The organism is Mesorhizobium sp. M1006 (assembly GCF_040318825.1).
Lineage (GTDB): Bacteria > Pseudomonadota > Alphaproteobacteria > Rhizobiales > Rhizobiaceae > Mesorhizobium.
Genome location: NZ_JAMYMZ010000013.1, coordinates 39067 through 61834 on the forward strand (window position 1 = coordinate 39067; position 22768 = coordinate 61834).

Below are 22768 nucleotides of genomic sequence, written 5' to 3' on the forward strand. Positions count from 1 at the left end.
GGAATCAATCAGGATGCCGGGGCGGTCTTATGCGAGGATCAGTCTTTGCGGGAGGTCAGACTTATGTGGAGATCAGCCTATGCGGGATCAGACCTATGGGGGATCAGATTGGCCGGTTCAAATTGTGTCTGAATTGCGCTTTGGCCGTCCGGATGGCCAGTAAAATCTTCGCGATCACCTGACGTCGTGCACGCGCCGGGAGACGTCAGCTGGCGCCGCCAAGCCCGGCGGCACGCAGGGCCTCCACCAGCCGGTTGGTCAGATCGGCGGGATATCTTCGTTCGACGAAAGTTGCGCGCGGATCGGCTGCGAATTTCGGGAATTTAGCGGTCAGTTCCTGCAGCAACCTGCTCGCCAGCTTCTCGCGGCCGGCAGCCCTGGCGCCGATCAGCCGCGCCGCCAGATAATGCGATTTCATTTCCGTCGTTCGCAAGCCGTCGCTGGCAAGCGTCGCCTTGTTCATGTCGCCGATCATGAACTCTCCGGCGAACAGCCCGTAATCCCACCATGTCGGATGGGCGCTGGCGATGTCCACCGCGTGAGCGATGATCGGGGTGCCCTCGCCGTACCTGCCGGCGAAAACCAGCCCGTAGCCATAGGCGGCGGCCATTGCGAGATCGTAGGGATTGAGCTCATAGGCCTTGCGCATCCAGCGGATCGATTCCGCGGAATCGCCCATGCGCGAATTGAGGTAACCAAGGGCGCGGTGCGCGTAGGGGCTGGTCGGGCCCATCTGGATGGCGCGATGGGCAAACGTCATGGCTTTGTCGATCGTCGCGTCGGCGGGGTAGGGATAGTGGTCGGTGACCGCTTCGAGATGCAAGGACGCGAGTTCCGAATAGACGAGCGACGACTTCGCCTCCCGGTTGGCAAGATCTTCGAGGCAGCGGTAGGCGGCTTCGTGCGTCTGGGCATTCTGGTCGAGATAATATTTGCCGTTGAGCACCAGACACGCCGTCAGCCCGGTCTGGATGCCGCTCTGCTCGATGTAGTTGTAGATCGTGCCCGAGGCGGGAAGAGCCGAGCTCAAAATGCCGGAGATCTGGTCCTCGATGGCGGTGTTTGCGCTGTCGCCGGCGGTCAGGTTGCGTGAGAGCAGCACGCGGCCGGTCGCCACGCTTTGCAGCTCGAGCATGATGTCGCCGCTACGCGGCCCGGGCAGGACATCGAATACAAAGCTGGCGGCGTCGGTTACTGGATCGGGCGGGCTGTCGGCATCACGGCCAATGAAATTGATGGTATCGAAGCCGCTGAGGCCGGCGCGCAGCGATGCGGCGACACGGCGAGCCAGGTCGCTGTCGGCCTTGATGGCGATGTAGACCTGGGGGAGGTTTTCAACCGGAGGCGCTGCTATGCTGCCGGTCGCCACCGCGGTCTCGATCGCCGTGTCGCCGCCGGTCAGCAACACCACGCTGCCCTGGCGAAGGATCAGCACACCCAGCATGAGGATGACCAGCGCGATCGCCAGCCAGAAGAACTGCAAATGGCGTTGCAGCGAAGGAGCAGCAGGGGCGACGGCTGGAACGCTCAGCAATGCAGCCGGATGTGCCCGGTTGCGGGCGTCCTCCAGCGATCCGGGCGGGGCGGTCGTCGCCGCTTCCTCTGTTGCCGGCTCCGGCTTGCTTTCTGCCTTGGGCTCCACCTCCGCCGGCAAGCGAATGGCGTTGAGTTCGTAGGACGGAACATAGCCGCCGCGCGGAATGGCGATGCGGACCGGTTCGGCAACGCCCTCATTGGCGAAATACTGCTGCAGCAGCTCGCGCAGCCTGCCGGCCTGCACCCGCACCACCGCATCGGTCGACGGATCGAAATCGCCGTCCTTGCCGAACACGTCCATCGCGATGGAGAAGCCCTTGAGCCTGTCGGCTTCGCCTGCCTGCTCGCGCTCGACGAGGTAGCGGAGCAGCTTGCGCGCGCGCTCGGATCGTCCGAACGTTTCGCTGGCAAGCAATCGCTCCAACGTTTCGCGCACTGCGGGGGCGGCAGGCGTGGTATGCTGCAAGTGTCGATCCCTTCGAATTCGGCACAGGTTGAGGTACGATCATATCGCGCTGGCGGCGCCTTACAAGCATGTGCTTATGGTGCGATAGCGTACCCACCGGATAAAATTTCCGGTGGGCTGATGCGCGGGCCTGGCAGTCCCGGCTAGCCGCCCTTTCGGCCGACGATGCGGTTGGCGGCCGAAACCACGGCTTCGAGCGAGGCGGCGACGATGTTGGTGTTGATGCCGGCGCCGAACAGCTTGCCGTCCGGATGTTCCATCTCGACATAGGAAATGGCCGAGGCATTCGAGCCGCGCTGCATGGAATGCTCGGAATAATCGAGCACCGACATCGGCACCCCGACATGGCGCGACAGCGCATCGACGAAGCCGTCGATCGGGCCGGTGCCGGTGCCTGATATGGTCACCTCCTTGCCTTTGTCGAGAATCACCGCCTCGACCACGCGCCGGCCCTTGACCTCGGTGTCGGGATAGGTGTGGTGGTCGAGGAACTTCAGCCGCGCGCCGGGCTGGTCGACATAGGTGTCGAGAAAGCGCTCGTAGATGCGCTTGACCGGCACCTCCTTGCCTTCGGAGTCGGTGATCGCCTGGATAGCCTGGCTGAACTCGATCTGCAGGTTGCGCGGCAGGTTGAGGCCGTAATCCGCATGCAGCACATAGGCGATGCCGCCCTTGCCGGACTGCGAGTTGATGCGGATAATGGCTTCATAGCTGCGGCCGACATCGGCCGGGTCGATCGGCAGATAGGGCACCTCCCAGTGCGGCGTGTTGGCCTTGCGCAGCGCCTTCATGCCCTTGTTGATGGCGTCCTGGTGCGAGCCGGAAAAGGCAGTGTAGACGAGCTCGCCGACGTAGGGATGGCGCTCGGGGATCTTCAGCTGGTTGGAGTATTCGTAGACGTCCTTCATGCGGTTGATGTCGGAGCAGTCGAGCCCGGGATCGACGCCTTGCGTGTACATGTTGAGCGCCAGCGTGACGATGTCGACATTGCCAGTGCGCTCGCCGTTGCCGAACAGGGTGCCTTCGACGCGGTCGGCGCCCGCCATCAGGCCGAGTTCGGTGGTGGCGATGCCGGTGCCGCGGTCATTGTGCGGATGCAGCGAGATCAACAGGTTCTCGCGTTCGTCGAGATTGCGGCACATCCATTCGATGCGGTCGGCATAGATGTTGGGCGTCGACATCTCGACCGTGGAGGGCAGGTTGATGATCAGCTTGTTCTCCGCCGTCGGCTTGACGATCTCGGTGACGGCGTTGCAGATCTCCAGCGCCACTTCGAGCTCGGTGCCGGTAAAGCTCTCCGGCGAATATTCGAAACGGTAGCCGCCGCCGGCCTTGGCCGCCATGTCGGTGATCATCTTGGCCGCATCGGTGGCGATGCGCTTGATGCCGGCGACGTCCTTCTCGAAGACGACGCGGCGCTGCAATTCGCTGGTCGAGTTGTAGAAATGGACGATCGGGTTGGTGGCGCCCTTCAGCGCCTCGAAAGTGCGGGTGATCAGTTCCGGCCGGCACTGCACCAGCACCTGCAGCGAGACGTCGGCGGGCACGTTGCCCTGTTCGATGCACCAGCGGGCGAAATCGAAGTCGGTCTGCGAGGCCGACGGGAAGCCGATCTCGATCTCCTTGAAGCCCATGTCGAGCAGCAGGGCGAACATGCGCGCCTTGCGTTCCTGGCCCATCGGATCGATCAGCGCCTGGTTGCCGTCGCGCAGGTCGACCGAGCACCAGATCGGCGCCTTGTCGATCACTTTCGAGGGCCAGGTGCGATCGGCAAGACCGACGGTCGGATAGGGCTGGTACTTCCGGGCAGCATCCGGCATGCCCCTCGCGGGGCTGGCGGTTTCCTCTACATTCAGACGAATATCTTCTCGTGCGTTCATCGTCTTTTCTCCCGGCGGCTCGCGGATCCAGCTTCAGGCGGATTGGTGGCGAGCGGCGCCTTTACCAGAATTTCGTTCGCTTGATGTGACGTGCCAATTTTGTAACTGGCCAAGGAGCGTGCGCGTGAGCGGCGAATTCGACCGCCGGGCGCTCCTTCAGCGAACCCGGCGATCGCCGATAAGGCCGAGAAGCAGCAGGGTGGAGGCGAGCGCGCGAACGGTCTGGCCGGCAATGCCGGTCGGACGGGACGCAAAAGAGGTGGCGCGCAGGCTCATGGCGGATTTCATACAGGAGCGGGCAAAGCGAGGCAAGTGGGGGCCTCGCTGTCGCAGAAAGCTGCCGATCCAGCCTCAAGACCGGGGTTCCGCGCCGTCGCGAAATGGGAGAGAGGAACCCAAGCTGCAATGAAGGCGCGGCGCCGACATGAAGCGATTTTTCCTGATTATAGCAACTTTGTTCTTGCTTTGTGCCGGCAGCTATGCTACTAATTTGAGTATGGTGCTGACTGGCGCCGAGGACCCGCTGTCGAGGCGGGTTTTTATTTCACGGTTTTGGCGTCACCTTTCGCGGGTCCAGCCGCTCACCTGATCCAGTTGCTCTTCCCCGAGCCCGGCAAATGCGCCAGAGTCGATTGTCGGCGGGGTGCGATGGCTCGCCGCCGGGAGGGATCGTCCATGAACTTCGTGTTCTTCTCGCCGCATTTTCCAGCCAATGGCGCCGATTTCTGCGACCGGCTGAAGAAGGCCGGCGCCACCGTGCTCGGCATTGGCGACGCGCCGTTCGATGCGCTGGACGGCAAATTGAAGGCAGCCCTTTCGGAATATTACCGCATCGACGACATGGAGGAGTACGAGCCGGTGTTCCGGGCGATCGGCCATTTCATCCACAAATGGGGCCGCGTCGACCGGTTCGAATCGCTCAACGAGCATTGGCTGGAGCTGGAAGCCAATATCCGCACCGACTTCAACATCTTCGGCACCAAGCTCGACTTCGTCAAGAATTTGAAACGCAAGAGCCGCATGCGGGCGTTCTTCCGCAAGAGCGGCGTCGAAACCATCCCGCAACGCAAATGCTCCGACCGCGCCGGCGCCATGACCTTCATCCGACGTGTCGGCTATCCCGTGGTGGTGAAGCCGGATTCGGGCTCCGGCGCCTCGAACACTTTCAAAATCTCCAACGCCGGCGAACTCGACAGCTTCTTCAGGGACAAGCCGGAAGGCGTCAGCTTCGTCATGGAGCAATTCATCGAAGGACTGGTGGTGACCTATGACGGGCTGGTCAACCGCGACGGCGCGGTGGTGCTGGCCGCCAGCCACCGCTACGACCAGAGCGTCATGGAGGTGGTCAACCGCGACCGCCATATGAGCTATGTCTGTTTTCCCGAGATCAGCCGGGCGGTCGAGGAGGCCGGCAGGAAAATCCTCAAGGCGTTCGACGTGCGCGAGCGCTTCTTCCACATCGAGCTGTTCGAAACCAGGGACGACCGGGTCATCGCGCTGGAGGTCAACATGCGGCCGCCTGGCGCCTGGATGACCGATGCCATCAATTACACCTTCGATATCGATGTTTATGCCGCCTGGGCCGACATGGTGGTCAAGGACGCCGCCGGCGGCCCTTACAGGGGCAAGTATTTCACCGCCTATGCCAGCCGCAAGCGGCACCTCAACTATGTGCACAGCCATGCCGACGTGCTGGCCGCCCATGGCGACATGATCGTCCATCATCACGCCATCGAGGAGGTTTTCAGCCGCGCCATGGGAAACTACGCCTATCAGCTGCGCTCCACCGACCCGAAGGCGCTGCGCCGGGCGGTCGACTACATCCATGCGGAAAAGGCGTGAGGCGATGGACGTTTCCTACCACAAGGGTTTTGGCCGCAACCTCGGCCGCGACATGGAATACAAGCGCTACGGCCATGCCGGCCGACCCGTGGTTGTGTTCCCGACTTCGCAAGGGCGGTTCTACCAGTTCGAGGATTCCGGCGCCGTCTCGGCTCTCGCCGAGTTCGTCGACACCGGTCGCATCCAGTTGTTCACGCTGGACGGCATCGATGCGGAATCCTTCTTCGACCGCCACGCCGAGCCGGCCCATCGCATCGCCCGGCATGAAGCGTATTTCCGCTATGTGCGCGAGGAGGCGCTGCCGGAACTCCTGTCTGTCGCAGCCGAGGCCAATGGCGGGCGTACGCTGAAGCCGCTGTTTTGCGGCTGCTCGATGGGCGGCTACCATTCGTCGAATTTCGTCTTCCGCTTTCCGGAACTGGCCAGCGGCGTCATCGCGCTGTCGGGGGTTTACTCCACCCACGATTTCTTCGGCAGCGCGCTCGACGGACAGATTTTCTTCAACTCGCCGCTCGACTACCTGCCGGGTATCGTCGATCCGGGGCTGCTCGTCAGGCTGAAGGCGCTGCGGCTGATCTTCTGCTGCGGGCAGGGTGCCTGGGAGGAACGGATGCTGGCCGACACGCAGGCGCTGGAACAGATCCTGCGTGACAAGTCGATTCCGGCCTGGGTCGACTACTGGGGCGGCGATGTCGCCCATGACTGGCCGTGGTGGCACAAGCAACTGGTCTATTTCTTCGCCCGCTGGCTGGACGACGATCTGATGCACCGGCTGGATTAGGCCACCTGGAGGAAGGAAATGACCACGCCCGATGCCATCCGCCGCTTTGTCGAAGCCACCAACGCCGGCGACACCAAAGCTTTCCTCGAGACGTTCACGCCCGATTCGTTCCTGAGTGACTGGGGCCGGTCCTTCAAGGGCCGCGAGCAGATTGCGCGCTGGAACCAGTCGGACAATATCGGCGTGCAGTCCAAACTTAGCATCATTCGTATCGAACCGGCGGGCGATACCTACAAGGTCCGCATCGCTGTCACAGGCAACGGCTTCAACGGCGAGGGCGACATGGCGTTCACCCTGGACGGCGACCGCATCTCCAGCCTGGTGATTAGCTGAAGGACATTTTGAGGGCCGTTTAGGCCACCTCGCCGCCACGGCCGCCGTTGCTCGCGCGGGACTCATTGGCTTGATGCCAAAAACATGACTCTATTTATCATCTTTTAGTGGAAACGCCAGGCCGGCTGTGGCATTCCGGCGTGGCGAGGACGCCGTATGGCGATCTCGAATTCAACGGCATCGAAAGGCTGAGCGATGGAGCATTTGAGTGCGCAAACCCGGATCAGCGGTGCCGCTATCCGGTCGGTGATGGACAGGCTGCGCGCCGAGCATGGCGAATCCGAGATCGATACCGGCCTTGCCGATCATTGGGAATTTCGCACGCATTACGGCTCGTTGAAGGCGACGCTCGGTGACGACAACGTGCTGATCCGCGTCGCGGCCGAGGATGAAACCTGCCTGTCCTACATGAAGATGGCGGTCGCCGGCCATTTTTCGCAACATCTCGGCACGACCAGGGGCATCGCCTGGCAGGGCGACGGCAGCGATGCCGGTCCGCCGGTGTTCTTCCGCGAGATCACGGTGCTGTCCTCGACGCGGATTTCTCCGCATATGCAGCGCGTCCGCTTCGCCAGCAACGAACTCGGCCGCTTTGGCCGTGGCGGCCTGCATGTGCGGCTGCTGCTGCCGCCGCGCGGCAGGCCACCGGTGTGGCCGTCGATGGGCGCCGACGGCCTGATGGTCTGGCCGTCGGGCGAGGACGCGCTCGTCGTGCGGGTCTACACGATCCGGGCACTGGACGCCGCAAGCGGCTGGCTGGATGTCGATTTCGTCCTCCACCCCGGTATGGATACGCCGGCGGCCGCTTTCGCCGAAAAGGCAGTTGCCGGCGAGATCATCGGCATGATCGGACCGGGCGGAGGTGGCGTGCCCGAGGCGCAAAACCTGCTGCTGCTCGGCGACGACACCGCGCTTCCGGCGATCGGCAGGATCCTGGAGCAGCTTTCGCCGTCAACCCGCGCCGAAGCGTTCATCGAGGTCGATGGTCCCGACGATCGGATGCCGCTGGCCGCGGGCGAGGCCGTTGCCGTCACCTGGCTCTATCGGCATGGGCGCGAGGGCGGCACGGCCAGCCTGTTGCCGGTGGTGCTGCGGCAGCGGAACCGCACCGCGCTTGCCGACAATCTCTATGTCTGGGCCGGATGCGAGTTCGGCGATTTCCGCGAGATCCGCAGGATCGTCCGCAAGGAATGGGGTGTGCCGCGCGACCGGCATCTGGTCACCGCCTACTGGCGCCGCGGGGCGCAAGCGGCGGACGGTGGCGAAGAATAGTGCGCGACGATGCTCCGCGGTCACCGGCGGTCGGATACGATGATGATCGCCGGCACCGCCAGCAGCGCGACGAGGCCGGCGCCGGCGAAGAACGCGCCATAGCCGAAATACTGCGCTGCGTAGCCGGCCGCGATCCCGCCGGCCATGCTCATCAGTGCGTCCATGCACTGGAACAGCGTGAAGTCGACGCCCGCCTGTCTTGGATCTGACCAGCGCATGAACTGCGCGTAAAGCGCGACGAAACCGAGAGCCATGAAGCCGGACGAGCTGAGCACCGCGATGGCCATCAAAGCGGTGGTCGAGAAGCCACCAAGAAGATCGAAGACCGAAAAGAAGAACAGCGATCCGGCCTGCAGGAAAAGCGCCAGGACGAGCACGTTGCGCGGGCCGAACCATTTGACGAGAGCGCCGCCGGCGAGTGCGGCAGCCAGGCCGACGAACATGCTGCCGACGCCGTTGACAAGTCCGACCATCGGGAGGTCGAGCCCGGCGTCGATCAGGAATGGTCCGAGCATGGCGAGTGCCGCCTTCTGGGCCAGGACATAGATGGCCGACGCTGCCAGGCCGCGCCGAATTTCGGGACGCTTCAACGCGTCGAGGAGGCTGGGAACATGCTCGCGCGTCTCCTCGCGCGCGCGGCTGGCCGCGCCGAGCAGGAAGGGCAGACCGAGCGGCAGGAGCAGCAAGGCCATCGCCCAAACGGCGATGCGCCAGCCAAAAGTGTCGACCAGAAGCAGAAACAGGCCGGCGCCGATGGCCGAGCCGAGATAGGCGCCGCCGACCTGCGCGGCATTGCCCCAGCCGTGGTTTTCCCTGGCCAGGCTCTGCACGGCGAAACCATCGCAGGCAATGTCGACGGTCGAGGCGGCGAAGGCGACGATGGTCAGGCAGGCCAGAACCGGCCACCAGGCCTCCGGGCCGAGCGCGCCGACGGCCCACAACCCGGCGATGGACACGAGCCCACCGGCGGCGACGATCGTGCCGGTGCGGTTCTTGCCGACCGGCGGCAGCCGATAGCGCTCGACGGCCGGCGCCCATAGAAACTTGAGCGCCCATGGCAGCGCGATCAGCGAGACCAGGCCGATCCGGTCGAGTGGCAGGCCCTGGTCGCGCATCACCGCCGGCAGGCCCGCCCAGGTGATGCCGCCGATTACGCTCTGCGCGACGTAGAGCCCGCCGATCGCCAGGACGATCGCGACAGGCGTCGATGCCCGGCTGGAAACGGCGATCGACATCAGAAGCGGTAGCGCAGGCTGGCGAACAGCGAGCGGCCCTCGTCGCGGTAGCAATAGCCGGCCGAGCAGATGGATTTTTGAGTGTCGAACAGGTTCTTGGCGTTGACCTGCAGCTTCACGCCCTCGAGTTTGGGATTGCGGTAGCCGAAATCGTAGGAGAGCGAGGCGTCGACGAAGGCGCGCGCGTCGTTCTTGAAGGTGTTGGTGTCGTCGCCATAGCTCGAGCCGGCAACGCGAACGCCGCTGCCCAGCCCGAGCCCCTGCAGCGTGCCGTCCTCGAACTGGTACTGCCCCCAGAGCGACAGGATGTGATTTGGCGTCGCCGACAGTTCCTTGCCTGCGGTTCCCGTGGCGCCGCGTTCGATTTTCACGCGCAGATAGGTGTAGGAGGCGAGTATGCTGAGGCCGTTGTCGAGCGAGGCGCTGGCTTCCAGTTCGACGCCGCGCGAGTTCAGGTCGAGCTGGCGCTGCTTGTTGATCCGGGTCGAGGCGTCGAAGACGACGCCATCCTTCTGGTCGATGTCGAACAGAGCGGCGCTGACGGCGGCGTTGTAATCGGCAAACTCGTATTTGACGCCGATTTCCTTTTGCGTCGCGATGGTCGGACGGGCGACGCGACCGATCGGGCTGCTGACATCGTCATAGACGAAGCCGATATTGGGCGAGAACGACGTCGAATAGTTGACATAGGGCGTGATGCCCCATTCGGTCTGGTAGGACAGGCCGAGCCGGCCGGAAAGGGCACTGTCGTCCTGCTTGGACCTGGTGAAGTCGGCGGCGGTCGAGGTGGTGTCGGCCCAGTCGTAGCGACCGCTGGCGAACAGGGTGAAATCGTTCCACTCCATCTGGTCATGCAGATAAGCGCCGAGCTGGTTCATCTCCTGCCCGCCAGAGTAAGGAACCGGAGCGGCCTTGATGTCACCGACGGAAACGTAGGAGATACCGCTGCCGGCGTCATAATTCGACCAGGCGTAGTCGATGCCGGCTACCGCCGTGTGCCTGACCTGGCCGGTATCGAATTCGAACTGCGCCATGTTGTCGACGACGAAGTTCTTCATGGTCTCGGTGTAGTGGCCCCAATAGCGTTTCAGATCCACGCCGTCCGGGTAATGACCGCTATATTCGATGTCGCTGTCGACGGCGCTGTAGCGAAGGTTCTGCCGGACCGTCAGCACGTCGTTGAAACGGTGCTCGAACTCGTAGCCGATGCGGCCCTGGGTCTGGTCGAAGTCGTTCCAGGCGGGATCGCCCTCGTAGAGGTTCGTCAGAGCGCCGCCTGAATTGTAGAAGGCAGCGGTGCCGCCGGTGACGGATTTCGAATATTCGCCGAGGATGGTCAGCCTGGTATCCTCGTCCGGCTTGAAGGTGACGGCCGGCGCCAGATAGATCTTGTCGTCGGGATAACCGGGCAGGTCGGTGTCGCTGGTGCGGCCGAGGCTGGTGAAGCGGTAAAGAATGCTGCCGTCGTCGTTCACCGGGCCGGAAGCGTCGAGTGCGGCCTGGAAGCGATTGTGTTCGCCTAGCAGCATTTCGATTTCGCGGAACTGTTCTTCCTTGGGGCGCTTGGTGACCAGATTGACGATGCCGCCCGGACCGCTGATGCCGTAAAGCGAGGAGGCCGGACCCTTCAGGATGGTGACGCCCTCGATGCCGTAGGGCTCGGTCTTGAACCAGGCCGAGGGGCCGTTGTACTGGCGCAGCCCGTCGCGGAACATGCCGTTGTAAAAGGCCTGGAAGCCGCGCAGGAAGAAGGCGTCGTAGCGGGTGTCGAAGCCGAAGCTGTTGGGATTGGCGCTTGCGACATAGCCGAGCGATTCGTTCAGCGTGCGTGGCTTCTGGTCCTCGATCTGCTTTTGCGTCACAACCGAAACGGCTTGCGGAATCTTGACCATCGGCGTGTCGGTCTTGGTGCCGATGCGGTCCTTCTTGGCGACATAGCCGTCCTGCACGAGGATCTCGTCGCTCTCGGCATCGACCTCGATCTTGTTGAGAACCGTGACGCCGCCCTGGTCCTGAGCGTGAGCCGGCCCGGACAGGCCGAGCAGGGCAACGCTGCCCGGCAGTGATAACCCCAGGAGCCATGTCATCGTCCGTTTCCGCATCAACTCGTCTCCACTCTTCCGTACATTGACGGAAGGGGCTCTCAAATCTGAGTATTTGAGTCAAGTTATTTTTTGAGCTCGTGCGGGTGCTGGCCCGATACGGTCGGCGACAGCAAAGTGCGACCGGTTTCAGGAAAACAGGCTACCAATCAGGGAGAGGCAAGCTGCTATGATTTGAGGCTTCTCGCCACCAGCCGCGCCACGCTTGGGCCGACCAGAAGCACGATCAGGAAGCGTGCCGATTGCAGCGCCATGACGAAGGAGATGTCGACATGCTGTGCGGCGGCGGCGATGATGGCGACGCTGTCCATGCCGCCGGGGCTGGTTGCCAGATAGGCGGTCAGCGGATCGATGCCGAGCAGGCGGCTGATCAGGAAGGCGAGGCCGCCGCAAAAGACGATCAGGGCAATGATCGAGCCGACGATCTGCGGCAGCGCGCGGGCCGCGTGGCGCAGAATGGCCCTGGTGAAATTCAGGCCGATGCTCCAGCCGATCATCGTATAGCTCAAGGCAAGCAGCCAGGGCGGCAACTGCATGGTCACGCCGAGCCCGAGATGGATCACGGTGCCGAAAATGAAGGTGCCGAGGAATAACGGCGACGGCAGCCGGAAAAGCTTTCCGGCGAGGCCGCCGACCAGCGCCACGCCGAATGTTGCGGCCAAGCCTTGCGGGTCTATCGGCGGAAACCAGACGGTGGCCGGCACCTCGATGCCCGAGGTGTCGACCCAGAGCTTGGCCACCAGGGCTGCCGTCATCGAGACGCAGATGACGCGCAGATATAGCATAAAGGCGACGAGGCGCTGGTCGGCGCCGAAGGCACCGGCCATCAGCACCATGGCGGTGGCGGCGCCCGGCGACGAGCCCCAGACCGCGGTGGTGCCGGGCAGGATGCGCCAGCGGCTGATCAGCCAGCCGAGCAGGCTGGATGCCGCGACCGTCGCCATCACGACGCCAAGGAACAGCGGCCATTCCCTGTAGAAGACGGGAAAGATATCGGCCGAGATGGAGCTGGCGACCAGGCAGCCGACGACCGCCTGGGCTGAACCGAACAGAACCCGCGGCACGCGCACCGTGGCGCCGTTGGTGCCGGCAGCTATGGCCGCCAGCATCGGTCCGATCAAAAGCGCGGCGGGCAGGGCGGCGAGCTCCAGCACGCCGGCAAACAGCACCGAGACCACCACCAGGACGGGCCACTGCCAGGCCTTGTGGATCCGCGCCAGGTGCTCGATGGCCGGCGGGTTCGGGGAAGAATCCATAGATGGGCTCTTAGACCGGTGGCGAAAAAATGCGAACCCTTTTTGCGCGGAAAAGGGCTTGGGTGGTAATGGCACCAACCATCCGCAGCGATCCTTCGCGCCCCCCTCTGTCCTGCCGGACATCTCCCCCTCTAGTGGGGAGATTGGATGTCACGTCGGCCTTCGCCAATCTCCAAAAAAGAGCGCTGTCGGCGAAGCTGCCAATCTCCCCACTTGAGGGGGAGATGGCCGGCAGGCCAGAGGGGGGCGCTGTCCCATAGGCCTCTCCCTCTATCCCGCCTTCACCGCCGGCAACCCGAACCCGCCAACAGGATGCGTCTCCACCTGGAACTCGAAGCCGGCGATGATCGGCCGTGCCTTGGCGATTGCCGCCTGGACTTCGGGCAGCTGCAGCGAAGCCTTGTGGCTTTCGGCGTCGGTCCACACTTCGGTCACCCAGATCGCGTCGGCATCGGCCGGGTCGGTGGCGATGATGTAGTTCAGGCAGCCGGGCATGGCACCGGTGCTGGCGAGCAGGATATCCATCATTGCGTCACGCTGGCCGCGCATCGCCCGCATCTTGCCGATCAGTCCGTACATTCGCTTTGCTCCGTTGAGATGACGCAACCGGGAGTATGCAGTTCGCCGTCTACGGCATCAACTGCCCGCCATTGACCTCGATCACCTGGCCGATGATGTAGCCGCTCAACAGATCGGAGGAGAGGAACAGATAGGCGCCGACGCAGTCCTCGGCGGTGCCGGCGCGGCCCTGCGGGATGGTGGCGATCATGCCTTTCATCTGGTCGTCGGTCGAGTAGCGCTCGTGGAAAGGTGTCGCGATCGTGCCGGGCGCCACCGCGTTGACGCGGATGTTGAACCCGATCAGCTCCTTGGCCATGCCGCGCGTGACGTTGGAGACGAAGGCCTTGGCCGAGCCGTAAAGGCCGGCGCCGCCACCGGCGCCGTTGCGCGCGGCGATCGAGGAGGTGTTGACGATGAAGCCGCCCTGCCGCTTCAGCCATGGGATTGCCTTGCGCGAAGCTGTCAGCACGGAACGCGCGTTGAGGTCCATCACCGCGTCGTAATGCGCCTCGGTCTGCTCGGCATAGGGCACGCGGCCGAGCATGCCGCCGGCATTGTTGACGAGGCCGTCGAGCCGGCCGAAATGTTGCGCACTGTCCTCGACGACGCGCTCGACATCGGCGGGGATCGAGAAATCGCCCTGGGCGAGGAACACGTCGCCGCCGCCGTTGCGAATGGTCGCGGCCAGGTTTTCGGCAGCCGCGCGGCTCGAATTGTAATGCAGCGCGACGCGGCATTTCTGCGCGGCATAGGCGAGCGCGAGCGCCGCGCCGATGCCGGTCGAGGCGCCGGTGACCAGGACCGCCTTTCCGTCAAGGTCGGGGATGACCAGAGAGGGGCTGACAAGGGTGGTGGTGGCTGGCACGTCTATTCCTCCGGGGACTCTGCCTGCTCTTCGTAGGCCCTCGCAGTCCTCGCGTTCAAGTCCGTAAAAGTTTAGAGCGGTTCACCGTTTCACGGAAACGGCGAACCGCTCCCTCTTTGTCTTGACGCAATTCCGGACGGAAAACCGTTTCACACTTTTCCTGGAATTGCCCTATGGCCTGAGATAGGCGTAGCCTTGGCGTTGCAATTCGGCGAGCTTGACGACGCCGCCCCTGTCGGCTGCATGGAAGCCGTCGAGCAGGTCGGCCAGGCCGATATCCATGCCGTGCATGGTGTTGGCGCAAGCGTGCGGGCTGAGCCCATCTTGGACAAGGCCGGCGAACCGCCCGGAAATGGCGGCCGATATGCACTTCGACTTGAAGGCGGCAAGTGCTGGGCCGTGCACGACAAGCGCGATGTCGACCTTGCCGTCGGTGCCTTCGAAGTGGTTCTTGATGTTGCCGAGCACGAAATTGACCTTGTCGAGATCGCTGAGGTGATAGGCGACCTTTTGCCTTTCCTCTTCGACGGCCTTGACTTCAATGGCTGCCGCCTTGGTGGGGCGCAGCCCGAAAAGCCCGGCGGCCCCGGCAAGACCGACGCGGAAAATATCGCGGCGTCGCATGGCTTCATCTCCCATTTGGCCGGCGCGCGCAAATTGCGTGGCCTCGGCCTCGATCCTAGCATAAATTGAAGCCACGTCTTGTCGGGGCAGGGGGAGCCAGCATGATATCAAGGACCGTGATGGGCGCCGGAGTTGGGGTTGCCTTGCTTGCTGCCGTCGCCGGCTCTGCTTTCGCCGATGACACGCTCAAACTCACCGAGCTCAGCCCCGACGGCAAGGACGCCTGCTTCGGCCGCGTCTATGACGCCGCGCATCTCAAGTCGCATCCGCAGCAGAAGGTAACGCGCATCTTCTTCTATTACGGCCGCGATCCGGTCAGCCGGCCAAACGAGGAGCCAAGCACCGGCTTCGATTCCTCCTACAATGGCTTCATGGCGACGACGGTGCGCGGCGCCGAGGCGCCTGAATGGCTTGGCGGCTGGTGCAGTCATGAGTCGGAGGACGGCAAGACCGGCCCGATCCGTTGCGGCATGGACTGCGACCGCACCATGGCTTCGCTGAAGGTCGACGACAAAGGCCGGCTGATCGTCTCGGACGTGCAGCCCGACCTCTATCTCGACGCGGGATCGGAAGACGAGCTCGGCAAGGCGGAGTACGAAAGGCAGGCGCTGGGCAAGGACGATAACGGCTTCAGGCTCGACCCGATGCCGGCCGCGACCTGCAAGGCGGAGTTCGCGCGCATCGACCCGATCGACCCGGCACTTGACCCGCCATTGCGCGAGCGGCTGAAGCCGGACCAGCCCTTCTGCTACGGACGCGACTACGACGCCGGGCATCTCGGCTCGCATCCCGACCAGCTGACCCAGTCGATCAGGGTTTTCCGCGGAGCGGTCGAACTGGCGTCTTTCGCCAAAGAGGGCGATCCGGCCAATTGGCCAAGCGGCGCCGATATCGCCGTTTCGGTTACCACGCGGCAGAAATCGGCCAAGGTCACGCAGGTCTATAATTGTCAGGGCGAGGGCGACCAGTGGCGCTGCGCGGCGAGCTCGAAGACGGGTGCTGCGTCGTGTGACATCGCGCAAAGGGAGGTCTTCCTTCGCCGCGGCGCCAACGGCACGGTGATGCTGGCCAACCCGAACAGCGGCCTGCCGATCATCGATCTGTGCTCGAAAGCGGCGGAAGGCGACACCAGCTCCGACGACAAGGTCTACCGGCTGGAGCCTATGCCGCAGGCTGCCTGCGGGCTGTAGCAGTTCAGAGACGCGATGCCGGCGAGACAGCACCCCCCTCTGTCCTGCCGGACATCTCCCCCTCAAGGGGGGAGATCGGCAGCTTCACCGACAGCGTTCTTCTTTGAAGATTGGCGAAAGCCGAAGCGACATCCAATCTCCCCCCTTGAGGGGGAGATGTCCGGCAGGACAGAGGGGGGCGCGAAGGATCACGACTGAGCGATTTTTCTCCGCGACGCCACCTCACGCGAAGGGCACGGCGGTCGTGCCTTTGGGCAGTTTCGCTTCATCGTCGGGTTCGACATGGATGATGACCCGCACGGAAGGGATTTCGGCCTGCAGCGCGTCCTCGATGCGGTCGCAGATGACGTGGCTGGCGCCGACCGACATGTCGGCGTCGACGACCAGGTGGAACTCTATGAAGGTGGCGCGGCCGGCGATGCGCGTCTTCAGGTCGTGGACCTCGAGCGCGCCCTTGCAATTGGCCGAGATGATGTCGCGTATGCGGATATGTTCCTGGGTGTCGACGGCGCGGTCCATCAGCCCGTTCATCGACGAGCCGATGACGTGCCAGCCCTGCCACAGGATGTTCAGCGCCACGATCACGGCAAGAGCCGGATCGAGAACCTGCCAGCCGGTCAGCACGGCGCCGACCAGGCCGATGAACACACCGACCGAGGTCGCCACGTCGGTCATGATGTGCCTGCCGTCGGCAACGAGAGCCGGCGATTTTTCGCTTCGGCCGGTGCGGATCAGCGTCAAGGCCCAGACAGCGTTGATGACCGTTGCGACGCCATTGACGGCAAGGCCGGTCCATGGCTGTTCCAGCAGGGCGGGATGCTGCCAGGACCACCAGACCTCATTGAGGATCAGCAAGGCGGCAAGCACGATCAGCACGCCTTCGAGGACGGCCGAGAAATACTCGGCCTTGTGGTGGCCGAACGGATGGTCCTGGTCGGCTGGCTTGTAGCTGACCTGGATCGCCCAATAGGCGGCGGCAGAGGCAATGACGTTGACGATCGATTCCAGCGCGTCCGAATAAAGCGCGACCGAACCGGTGACGTACCAGGCCACCAGCTTCAGGCCGAGCACGACGCAGGCGACGACGATCGACCAGAAGGCGAGGCTGGCGACCTTCTGCCTGGCGGCGGCTTTGATTTCCGCCGCGGTCACTGGGGAAAAGATCCCAACACTGAGCCCTCGAATTAAGCGGCCTTTTCCTTGGCCTTGCGCGGCAGGTGCGCGACGATGTTCTCGATGATGCGCATGCCGGCATTGTGGCCGAGCGTCATGATCGACTCCGGGTGGAACTGCACTGCGGCGATCGGCTCCTTGCGGTGCTCGAAGGCCATGATGATGCCGTCCTCGGTCTCGGCGGTGACGACAAAACCATCGGGCAGCCGCACCGGATCTGCAAAGATCGAATGATAGCGGCCGACCGTCACCTCCTTGGGCAGGCCGGAGAAGATGATGCCCGGCTTCGACACGCGGATGCGCGACGGCTTGCCATGCATCGGGATGTGCAGTTGGCGCAGCTCGCCGCCATAGGCCTCGGCCAGCGCCTGCAGCCCGAGGCAGACGCCGAAGATCGGCAGGTCGCGCGCACGGGCCCGCTTGATGGTGGCGGCGCAGTCGAAGTCCTTCGGCGTGCCGGGGCCGGGCGACAGCACGACCAGGTTTGGCTTCAGCCGGTCGAAGATCTCGTCCGGCACCGGCGTGCGCACCGTCGAGACGTTGGCGCCGGTCTGGCGGAAATAGTTGGCGAGCGTATGGACGAAACTGTCCTCGTGGTCGACCAGCAGGATGTTGACGCCGTCGCCGACACGCGCGGTGCTGCGTTCGGTGCTGGCGGCATTGCCTGATTTGGCGTCGCGGATGGCGGAGAGCATGGCGGATGCCTTCAGTTCGGTTTCGGCTTCTTCTTCCTCGGGAATGCTGTCGAAGAGCAGCGTGGCGCCGGCGCGCACCTCGGCGATGCCGTCCTTGATCCGAATGGTGCGAAGCGTCAGGCCGGTGTTCATGTCACCGTTGAAATTGACCATGCCTATCGCCCCGCCATACCAGGCGCGCGGGCTCTTCTCGTTCTGCTCAATGAACCGCATGGCCCATAATTTCGGCGCGCCGGTGACGGTGACCGCCCAGGCATGCGACAGAAAGGCGTCGAAGGCGTCCATGCCTTCGCGCAGCCGCCCCTCGATGTGGTCGACGGTGTGGATCAGGCGGGAGTACATTTCGATCTGGCGGCGGCCGATGACGCGCACCGAGCCCGGCTCGCAGACCCTCGACTTGTCGTTGCGGTCGACGTCCGAGCACATGGTGAGTTCGGATTCGTCCTTCTTCGAATTGAGCAGCTTCAGGATCTGCTCGCTGTCGGAGATGGCGTCGTCGCCGCGCTTGATGGTACCGGAGATCGGGCAGGTCTCGACGCGGCGGCCGTTGACGCGCACGAACATTTCCGGCGAGGCGCCGATCAGATATTCGCCCTCGCCGAGATTGATGAAGAAGGAATAGGGCGAAGGGTTGATGCTCTTCAGCTTGCGGGAAATCTCGGAGGGCTGGGTTTCGCAGCGTTCGTAGAACATCTGCCCCGGCACCACTTCGAACAGGTCGCCGCGCTCGAAGCTCTTCATCGCCTTGCGCACCAGCTTGGCATATTCGCCGGGCTCGTGGTCGCCGCGCGGCGGGATGCGGTCGGCGGTCCTGAACGGCTCGACGATTTCGTCGCGCGGCAGGCCTTCGGTCGAGAAGCCATCGCCGGAATAGTCGTAGCGGTCGGTCCAGGCCTTGGTCGAATAGTGGTCGACGACGAGGATCTCGTCGGGCAGGAACAGCACGAGATCGCGCTGGCTTGGCTTGCGCTCGAGCTTGTAGTCGACCGGATCGAACTGGAAGGCGAGGTCGTAGCCGAAGGCGCCATAGAGGCCGAGATTGGCGTCTTCCTCGGTCTTGAACAAAGCCGTGATGGCGCGCAGCACGGTGAAGACGGAGGGAACTCGGCTGCGTTCCTCTTCAGTGAAGATACGATCGGGCTTGGCGACCTCGAGGCGGATGAGTTTGTTGGACGTCTCGGCGATCGTGACATCGTCAAGGCCGGCAAGCACCGTGCCGATCACCGGCAAAAGCACGTCGCCGCGGCGGTTCAGCGCCTCGATGCGCATGGCGCGGCCGTGTGCCGAGATCACCACCGGCGGATCGATGATGGCGGTGTCCCAGCGCGTATAGCGGCCGGGATATTCGTAATTCGAGGAAAACACGGCGCCGCGGCGCGAATTCAGGCCATCGACATAGCCGTCGATCGCCCCCTCGTAAGGCCGGTCATGGCGCTGGCGGGTAATCGCCACGCCACCCGCCGTGACAAAGCGCTCGGCGCCATTCTCCAGAATTTTCGTCGTCATTGCCGTCTCCATCAGCGTCTTTGGGGCAACGGACCCGGGAATGGCTTGAAAAAACAAATGGCCGCCCGGACATTCCGCTGCGGCCACCCTCTATTGTCACGCGAACGCGTTCGAACAGGCCGCTGTCAGCGAGCCCACCACCAAATGGTCTTGATCGAACGCATATTCATGGCGAAATCCATAGCCGCGAAAAGCGGTATGCGCAACAGGTTTGAAAGTCTGTGGGGTGGCTGCCGCTTTCGCAACCCAGCACATGGCCAAGACCGGCTGTCCTGCCTAGACTCTGCGTTGCCCTGGCGCATGTGCCGCCGCGCCAGAGGCTTGCCGAACTCGGCGTCGCCCGCGTGAGCCATGGTCCGGTGCCGTACCGGCAGATGGCCGAATGGCTGGAGGCCAAGGCGCGACAGGCGATTTCGGGATAACCTGGCGGGGTGCGTCAGTCCTCCAGCGTTCCCGACCTTGCATCGGCGCTCGTCCCGTCGCCGACCAGCTTCAAGAGGTCTTCGCCGGCGCGGATGATGCGGCGGGAACGCCGCGTCAGGATGAGGCCCGCCTGCGGCGCCAACACTTCCGTGCGGCCGTCGGGCTCGCCGGGCGCGTGGACGATGGTGGCAAGGCGCGCACCCTTGGTGACGCGGTCGCCCGGCTTCACGTCGTAGAGGATCGCGCCCGAGCGGGGCGCCGGCATCATCTCGATGTTTTCGAGCGGCGCGACGAGCCCAACGAAGCTGCCAGGCGCGGGCAGCGCCTGATCCTGGATGACGTCGCGCGCCACCAGCAGCCGGTAGAGCCCTTCGGCATCGGCGCCGGCGAGGGCGCCGTCGACATCGAGTATGCCGCGATATTCGACCGTGGTGGCGACGCGCCGGTCGAGGCACGCGACGTCGGCGGGAACGTTCTGATACGGCATGATCGAGGCGCCTTCGAAGGTGCCGTCGGGGTCTTCGTCCCACAGCATCACCGCGTCGACGCCCATGGCCGCTGCACAATCCGCCATGGCCGGCCACAGGCTGGTGTGGACGTAAAGATAGGCGAGGCCCTCATCGTCGCAATGCAGGTCGAGCACGATGTCGTGGCCAATGGAGAGCTGCAGCAGCCGCGTTTTCAGCCGCTGGTCGACCGTGCCGTGCGCCGGCAGCAGCGTGAGGTCGGGCGCGGCGAGCCGCGGAAAGCCGCGATTGAAATTGGTGCGCGTGCCCAGATGAAAGCGGCCCTGATGGTCGCCGTAAAGATATTGCGCGCGGCCGATCGGATTAGCCCAGGGCACGATGGTCATATTGCCGGTGATGCGGCCTTCGGCTTCCGCCTTGCTGAGCATCGGCATCAGCGTGTCGATGGCGACGACGCCCGGCAATTCGCCGGCATGAAGTGCCGCCTGCAGATAGGCGGAAGGCGCCGTCTTGTCCGTTCCGGCGAAGCGGAAGACGGGGAATTCGTAGGAAACGCCTTCGCTGTCGCCGGCGACGCGTTCGATGGACTTCTGCATGGGATGGCTCCGGGAGAAGAGGCGGAACACATGCCCTTTTGCCGCTGGGCTGTCGATTGGTCCAGTCGCTGCCGCTATGGGCGCACGATTCTACCCGGCCGTCACACCAGCGGCTTGAGTTCCTGGGCGATGGTCGGCAGAAGCTCCGAGACGTTCGGGTGGATGTGCACGGCGCGCGCCAGCGTGCTGACCGGCGCCTTGGCATACATCAGGTCGAGCACGCAGTGCACCGCCTCGTCGCCGCCCGGGCCGAGCACCGAACAGCCGAGGATCTCCTTGGTGTCGGCATCGACCAGGATCTTCATGAAGCCTTGCGTCTCACCTTTTTCGACGGCACGGCTGACGCGGGTCATTGGCCGCTGGCCGACCAGGGCGCGGCGGCCGGATTTCCTTACCGCGGCTTCGGTCATGCCGCAGCGGCCGAGCGGTGGGTCGATATAGAGCGCATAGGCCTCGATGCGGTCGCTGACCTTGCGCGGATCGTTGTCGAGCAGGTTGGCGGCGACGATCTCGTAATCGTTGTACGAGGTGTGGGTGAAGGCGCCCTTGCCGTTGCAGTCGCCCATCGCCCAGATGCCGGGCACGCTGGTGCGCAACTGGTCGTCGACGACGATGAAGCCGCGTTTGTCGACCTCGACGCCGGCTTTGTCGAGGCCGAGATCGTCGGTGTTTGGCGTGCGGCCGAGCGCCAGCAGCACATGCGAGCCGACCGCAGCCGCCTTGCCTGGCGAGAAGGTCACGGCGATTTCGTTGCCTCGCCTGGCGAAGCGGATGTCGTCGGCGCCGAGATGGACGGCAATGGCTTCGTTTTCGAGGATCGACAAAATGGCGTCCGAGACATCCTCGTCCTCGCGACCGATCAGGCGCGGGCTTTTTTCGATGACCGTGACTTCGGAACCGAAGCGGCGGAACATCTGCGCGAATTCGAGCGAGACATAGCTGCCGCCGACAACGATGAGATGGCGCGGCAGCACGTCGAGATCCATCATCGAGGAATTGGTCAGGTAAGAAATGCCGTCGATGCCAGGCAGGTCGGGCACCGAGGCGCGCCCGCCGGTGTTGAGGAATATCTTTTCGGCGCTCAGCAGATCGTCGCCGACGCGCACCGTGTTGGCGCTTACGAAGCGCGCATGGCCGCGATAGAGCGTGCATTTGTCCATGCCGGCAATCCAGTCTTCGAGATTGCCGCGGGCGCCGTTGGAGACCTTGTCCTTGCGCGCCTTGATCGCCTTGTAGTTTACGCCGACGGGACCGGACAGCGTCACCCCGTAATCCGCGGCCGAGCGGGCGAGATGCGCGGCATAGGCGCTTGCCACCATCGTTTTGGTCGGCGTGCAGCCGGTGTTGACGCAAGTGCCGCCGACCAGCTTTCGCTCGATCAGCGCCACGCTCATGCCGGCCGCATTCAGCCGGCCGGCGAGCGGTGGGCCGGCCTGCCCGGCACCGACGATGATGGCGTCGAATGTCTTTGCCGTCATGCCGCCGCCGCCGCGATCAGAAGCCCGCCGACGATCGCCACCGCGTCCTCGATGAAGGCGGCCGGCGGGTCCTTGCCGAAGGCGGCGGCCAGGCGTTTACGCGCCTCGGCGCCGCCCAGCGTGCCGATCACCGCGCCGATGGCGCCGGCGATCAGGCCGCCGATGGTGGCGCCGCCGGTGGCGCCGATCACCGCGCCGGTGAAAGCGCCCAAGACGATACGCGTGCCGAATTGCTGCGGCACCTTGCGGCTCGGCGCCGAGGGCAGCTGGTCGGTGACCAGTTCGGCGATGGCCAGGATGGTGAAGATGCCGACGGCGATCCAGTGGCCCATGAAGCTGGCCCAGGTGTCCGCGACCGGCAACCAGCCAAGCCAGGCGCCCCAGGCGACGGCGGCGGGCGCGGTCATCGCGCGAAGCCCGGCAACGATGCCAATCAGGAGTGCAAAAATGTACAGCATGATTGATCCCCTCGATGGCCGGCTTGGGA

The 22768-nt window shown here is 64.1% G+C and carries 18 protein-coding genes; 5 read left to right on the forward strand and 13 right to left on the reverse strand.

Annotation, left to right across the window (positions count from 1 at the left end; translation table 11 throughout):
• Nucleotides 1-205: 205 nt before the first annotated feature.
• Both NKH60_RS14945 and leuA read right to left on the reverse strand, forming a co-directional pair.
• The gene (locus NKH60_RS14945) at nt 206-2002 is read right to left on the reverse strand and encodes a tetratricopeptide repeat protein (protein WP_352835007.1); all 1797 of its coding nucleotides are present in this window, start codon (nt 2000-2002) and stop codon (nt 206-208) included.
• A 143-nt stretch (nt 2003-2145) separates the two neighbouring features.
• Nucleotides 2146-3882: a 2-isopropylmalate synthase gene (gene leuA / locus NKH60_RS14950; protein WP_352835010.1), complete on the reverse strand. Its 1737-nt coding sequence runs from the start codon at nt 3880-3882 to the stop codon at nt 2146-2148.
• Nucleotides 3883-4557: 675 nt separating this feature from the next.
• Here leuA and NKH60_RS14955 point away from each other — a divergent pair.
• The 4 genes from NKH60_RS14955 (at nt 4558) to NKH60_RS14970 (ending at nt 8110) form a co-directional block, all read left to right on the forward strand.
• The gene (locus tag NKH60_RS14955; RefSeq protein ID WP_352872593.1) at nt 4558-5724 is read left to right on the forward strand and encodes an ATP-grasp domain-containing protein; all 1167 of its coding nucleotides are present in this window, start codon (nt 4558-4560) and stop codon (nt 5722-5724) included.
• 4 nt (nt 5725-5728) lie between these two features.
• Nucleotides 5729-6505 (forward strand): esterase family protein, encoded by a 777-nt coding sequence (locus NKH60_RS14960; protein WP_352620494.1) that lies wholly within the window; start codon nt 5729-5731, stop codon nt 6503-6505.
• Between the two features lie 18 nt (nt 6506-6523).
• A complete protein-coding gene (locus NKH60_RS14965; RefSeq protein WP_352835014.1) occupies nt 6524-6838 on the forward strand; it encodes a YybH family protein in 315 nt (104 codons plus the stop codon).
• Between the two features lie 195 nt (nt 6839-7033).
• Complete coding sequence (locus tag NKH60_RS14970; RefSeq protein WP_352872595.1) at nt 7034-8110, forward strand: siderophore-interacting protein; 1077 nt, start codon at nt 7034-7036, stop codon at nt 8108-8110.
• Nucleotides 8111-8130: 20 nt separating this feature from the next.
• Here NKH60_RS14970 and NKH60_RS14975 read toward each other — a convergent pair whose 3' ends face one another.
• The 6 genes from NKH60_RS14975 to NKH60_RS15000 all read right to left on the reverse strand — a co-directional run bounded on the left by NKH60_RS14975 (nt 8131) and on the right by NKH60_RS15000 (nt 14753).
• Nucleotides 8131-9345, reverse strand: coding sequence for an MFS transporter (locus NKH60_RS14975; protein ID WP_352835020.1), 1215 nt, complete (start codon nt 9343-9345; stop codon nt 8131-8133).
• A complete protein-coding gene (locus tag NKH60_RS14980) occupies nt 9345-11432 on the reverse strand; it encodes a TonB-dependent siderophore receptor (protein ID WP_352872598.1) in 2088 nt (695 codons plus the stop codon). The genes NKH60_RS14975 and NKH60_RS14980 overlap by 1 nt, the downstream gene beginning before the upstream one ends.
• Nucleotides 11433-11614: 182 nt before the next feature.
• The gene (locus NKH60_RS14985; RefSeq protein WP_352835026.1) at nt 11615-12703 is read right to left on the reverse strand and encodes an AbrB family transcriptional regulator; all 1089 of its coding nucleotides are present in this window, start codon (nt 12701-12703) and stop codon (nt 11615-11617) included.
• Between the two features lie 270 nt (nt 12704-12973).
• The gene (locus NKH60_RS14990) at nt 12974-13282 is read right to left on the reverse strand and encodes a putative quinol monooxygenase (RefSeq protein WP_352450553.1); all 309 of its coding nucleotides are present in this window, start codon (nt 13280-13282) and stop codon (nt 12974-12976) included.
• A gap of 49 nt (nt 13283-13331) precedes the next feature.
• On the reverse strand, nt 13332-14129 hold the full coding sequence (locus NKH60_RS14995) for an SDR family NAD(P)-dependent oxidoreductase (protein WP_352835029.1): 798 nt from the start codon (nt 14127-14129) through the stop codon (nt 13332-13334).
• Between the two features lie 171 nt (nt 14130-14300).
• Nucleotides 14301-14753 carry a DsrE family protein gene (locus NKH60_RS15000; RefSeq protein WP_352835031.1) on the reverse strand — a complete coding sequence of 151 codons (453 nt, stop codon included), beginning with the start codon at nt 14751-14753 and terminating at the stop codon, nt 14301-14303.
• 101 nt (nt 14754-14854) lie between these two features.
• Between NKH60_RS15000 and NKH60_RS15005 the strand changes: the two genes are divergently transcribed.
• Nucleotides 14855-15943 carry a hypothetical protein gene (locus tag NKH60_RS15005; RefSeq protein WP_352872601.1) on the forward strand — a complete coding sequence of 363 codons (1089 nt, stop codon included), beginning with the start codon at nt 14855-14857 and terminating at the stop codon, nt 15941-15943.
• A 222-nt stretch (nt 15944-16165) separates the two neighbouring features.
• On the opposite strand, the gene NKH60_RS15010 is transcribed toward NKH60_RS15005, so the two are convergent.
• The 5 genes from NKH60_RS15010 to NKH60_RS15030 all read right to left on the reverse strand — a co-directional run bounded on the left by NKH60_RS15010 (nt 16166) and on the right by NKH60_RS15030 (nt 22739).
• A complete protein-coding gene (locus tag NKH60_RS15010; RefSeq protein ID WP_502895031.1) occupies nt 16166-17095 on the reverse strand; it encodes a cation diffusion facilitator family transporter in 930 nt (309 codons plus the stop codon).
• A 32-nt stretch (nt 17096-17127) separates the two neighbouring features.
• On the reverse strand, nt 17128-19317 hold the full coding sequence (locus NKH60_RS15015) for an anthranilate synthase (RefSeq protein ID WP_352837278.1): 2190 nt from the start codon (nt 19315-19317) through the stop codon (nt 17128-17130).
• 436 nt (nt 19318-19753) lie between these two features.
• Nucleotides 19754-20803 carry a M14 family metallopeptidase gene (locus NKH60_RS15020; RefSeq protein ID WP_352744290.1) on the reverse strand — a complete coding sequence of 350 codons (1050 nt, stop codon included), beginning with the start codon at nt 20801-20803 and terminating at the stop codon, nt 19754-19756.
• 101 nt (nt 20804-20904) lie between these two features.
• On the reverse strand, nt 20905-22281 hold the full coding sequence (locus NKH60_RS15025) for an FAD-containing oxidoreductase (protein ID WP_352743322.1): 1377 nt from the start codon (nt 22279-22281) through the stop codon (nt 20905-20907).
• Nucleotides 22278-22739, reverse strand: a complete 462-nt coding sequence (locus tag NKH60_RS15030) for a DUF4126 domain-containing protein (RefSeq protein ID WP_352450545.1) — start codon at nt 22737-22739, stop codon at nt 22278-22280. The genes NKH60_RS15025 and NKH60_RS15030 overlap by 4 nt, the downstream gene beginning before the upstream one ends.
• Nucleotides 22740-22768 lie beyond the last annotated feature (29 nt).

Excerpts from the sequence above, each read along its gene's own strand:
- NKH60_RS15020 (WP_352744290.1), bottom strand. The coding sequence starts at position 20,803 with ATGCAGAAGTCCATCGAACGCGTCGCCGGCGACAGCGAAGGCGTTTCC.
- NKH60_RS15015 (WP_352837278.1), bottom strand. The coding sequence starts at position 19,317 with ATGACGACGAAAATTCTGGAGAATGGCGCCGAGCGCTTTGTCACGGCG.
- NKH60_RS14955 (WP_352872593.1), top strand. The coding sequence starts at position 4,558 with ATGAACTTCGTGTTCTTCTCGCCGCATTTTCCAGCCAATGGCGCCGAT.
- NKH60_RS14970 (WP_352872595.1), top strand. The coding sequence starts at position 7,034 with ATGGAGCATTTGAGTGCGCAAACCCGGATCAGCGGTGCCGCTATCCGG.
- NKH60_RS14975 (WP_352835020.1), bottom strand. The coding sequence starts at position 9,345 with ATGTCGATCGCCGTTTCCAGCCGGGCATCGACGCCTGTCGCGATCGTC.
- leuA (WP_352835010.1), bottom strand. The coding sequence starts at position 3,882 with ATGAACGCACGAGAAGATATTCGTCTGAATGTAGAGGAAACCGCCAGC.
- NKH60_RS15005 (WP_352872601.1), top strand. The coding sequence starts at position 14,855 with ATGATATCAAGGACCGTGATGGGCGCCGGAGTTGGGGTTGCCTTGCTT.
- NKH60_RS14965 (WP_352835014.1), top strand. The coding sequence starts at position 6,524 with ATGACCACGCCCGATGCCATCCGCCGCTTTGTCGAAGCCACCAACGCC.
- NKH60_RS15000 (WP_352835031.1), bottom strand. The coding sequence starts at position 14,753 with ATGCGACGCCGCGATATTTTCCGCGTCGGTCTTGCCGGGGCCGCCGGG.
- NKH60_RS14985 (WP_352835026.1), bottom strand. The coding sequence starts at position 12,703 with ATGGATTCTTCCCCGAACCCGCCGGCCATCGAGCACCTGGCGCGGATC.
- NKH60_RS15025 (WP_352743322.1), bottom strand. The coding sequence starts at position 22,281 with ATGACGGCAAAGACATTCGACGCCATCATCGTCGGTGCCGGGCAGGCC.
- NKH60_RS14980 (WP_352872598.1), bottom strand. The coding sequence starts at position 11,432 with ATGACATGGCTCCTGGGGTTATCACTGCCGGGCAGCGTTGCCCTGCTC.
- NKH60_RS14990 (WP_352450553.1), bottom strand. The coding sequence starts at position 13,282 with ATGTACGGACTGATCGGCAAGATGCGGGCGATGCGCGGCCAGCGTGAC.
- NKH60_RS14960 (WP_352620494.1), top strand. The coding sequence starts at position 5,729 with ATGGACGTTTCCTACCACAAGGGTTTTGGCCGCAACCTCGGCCGCGAC.
- NKH60_RS15030 (WP_352450545.1), bottom strand. The coding sequence starts at position 22,739 with ATGCTGTACATTTTTGCACTCCTGATTGGCATCGTTGCCGGGCTTCGC.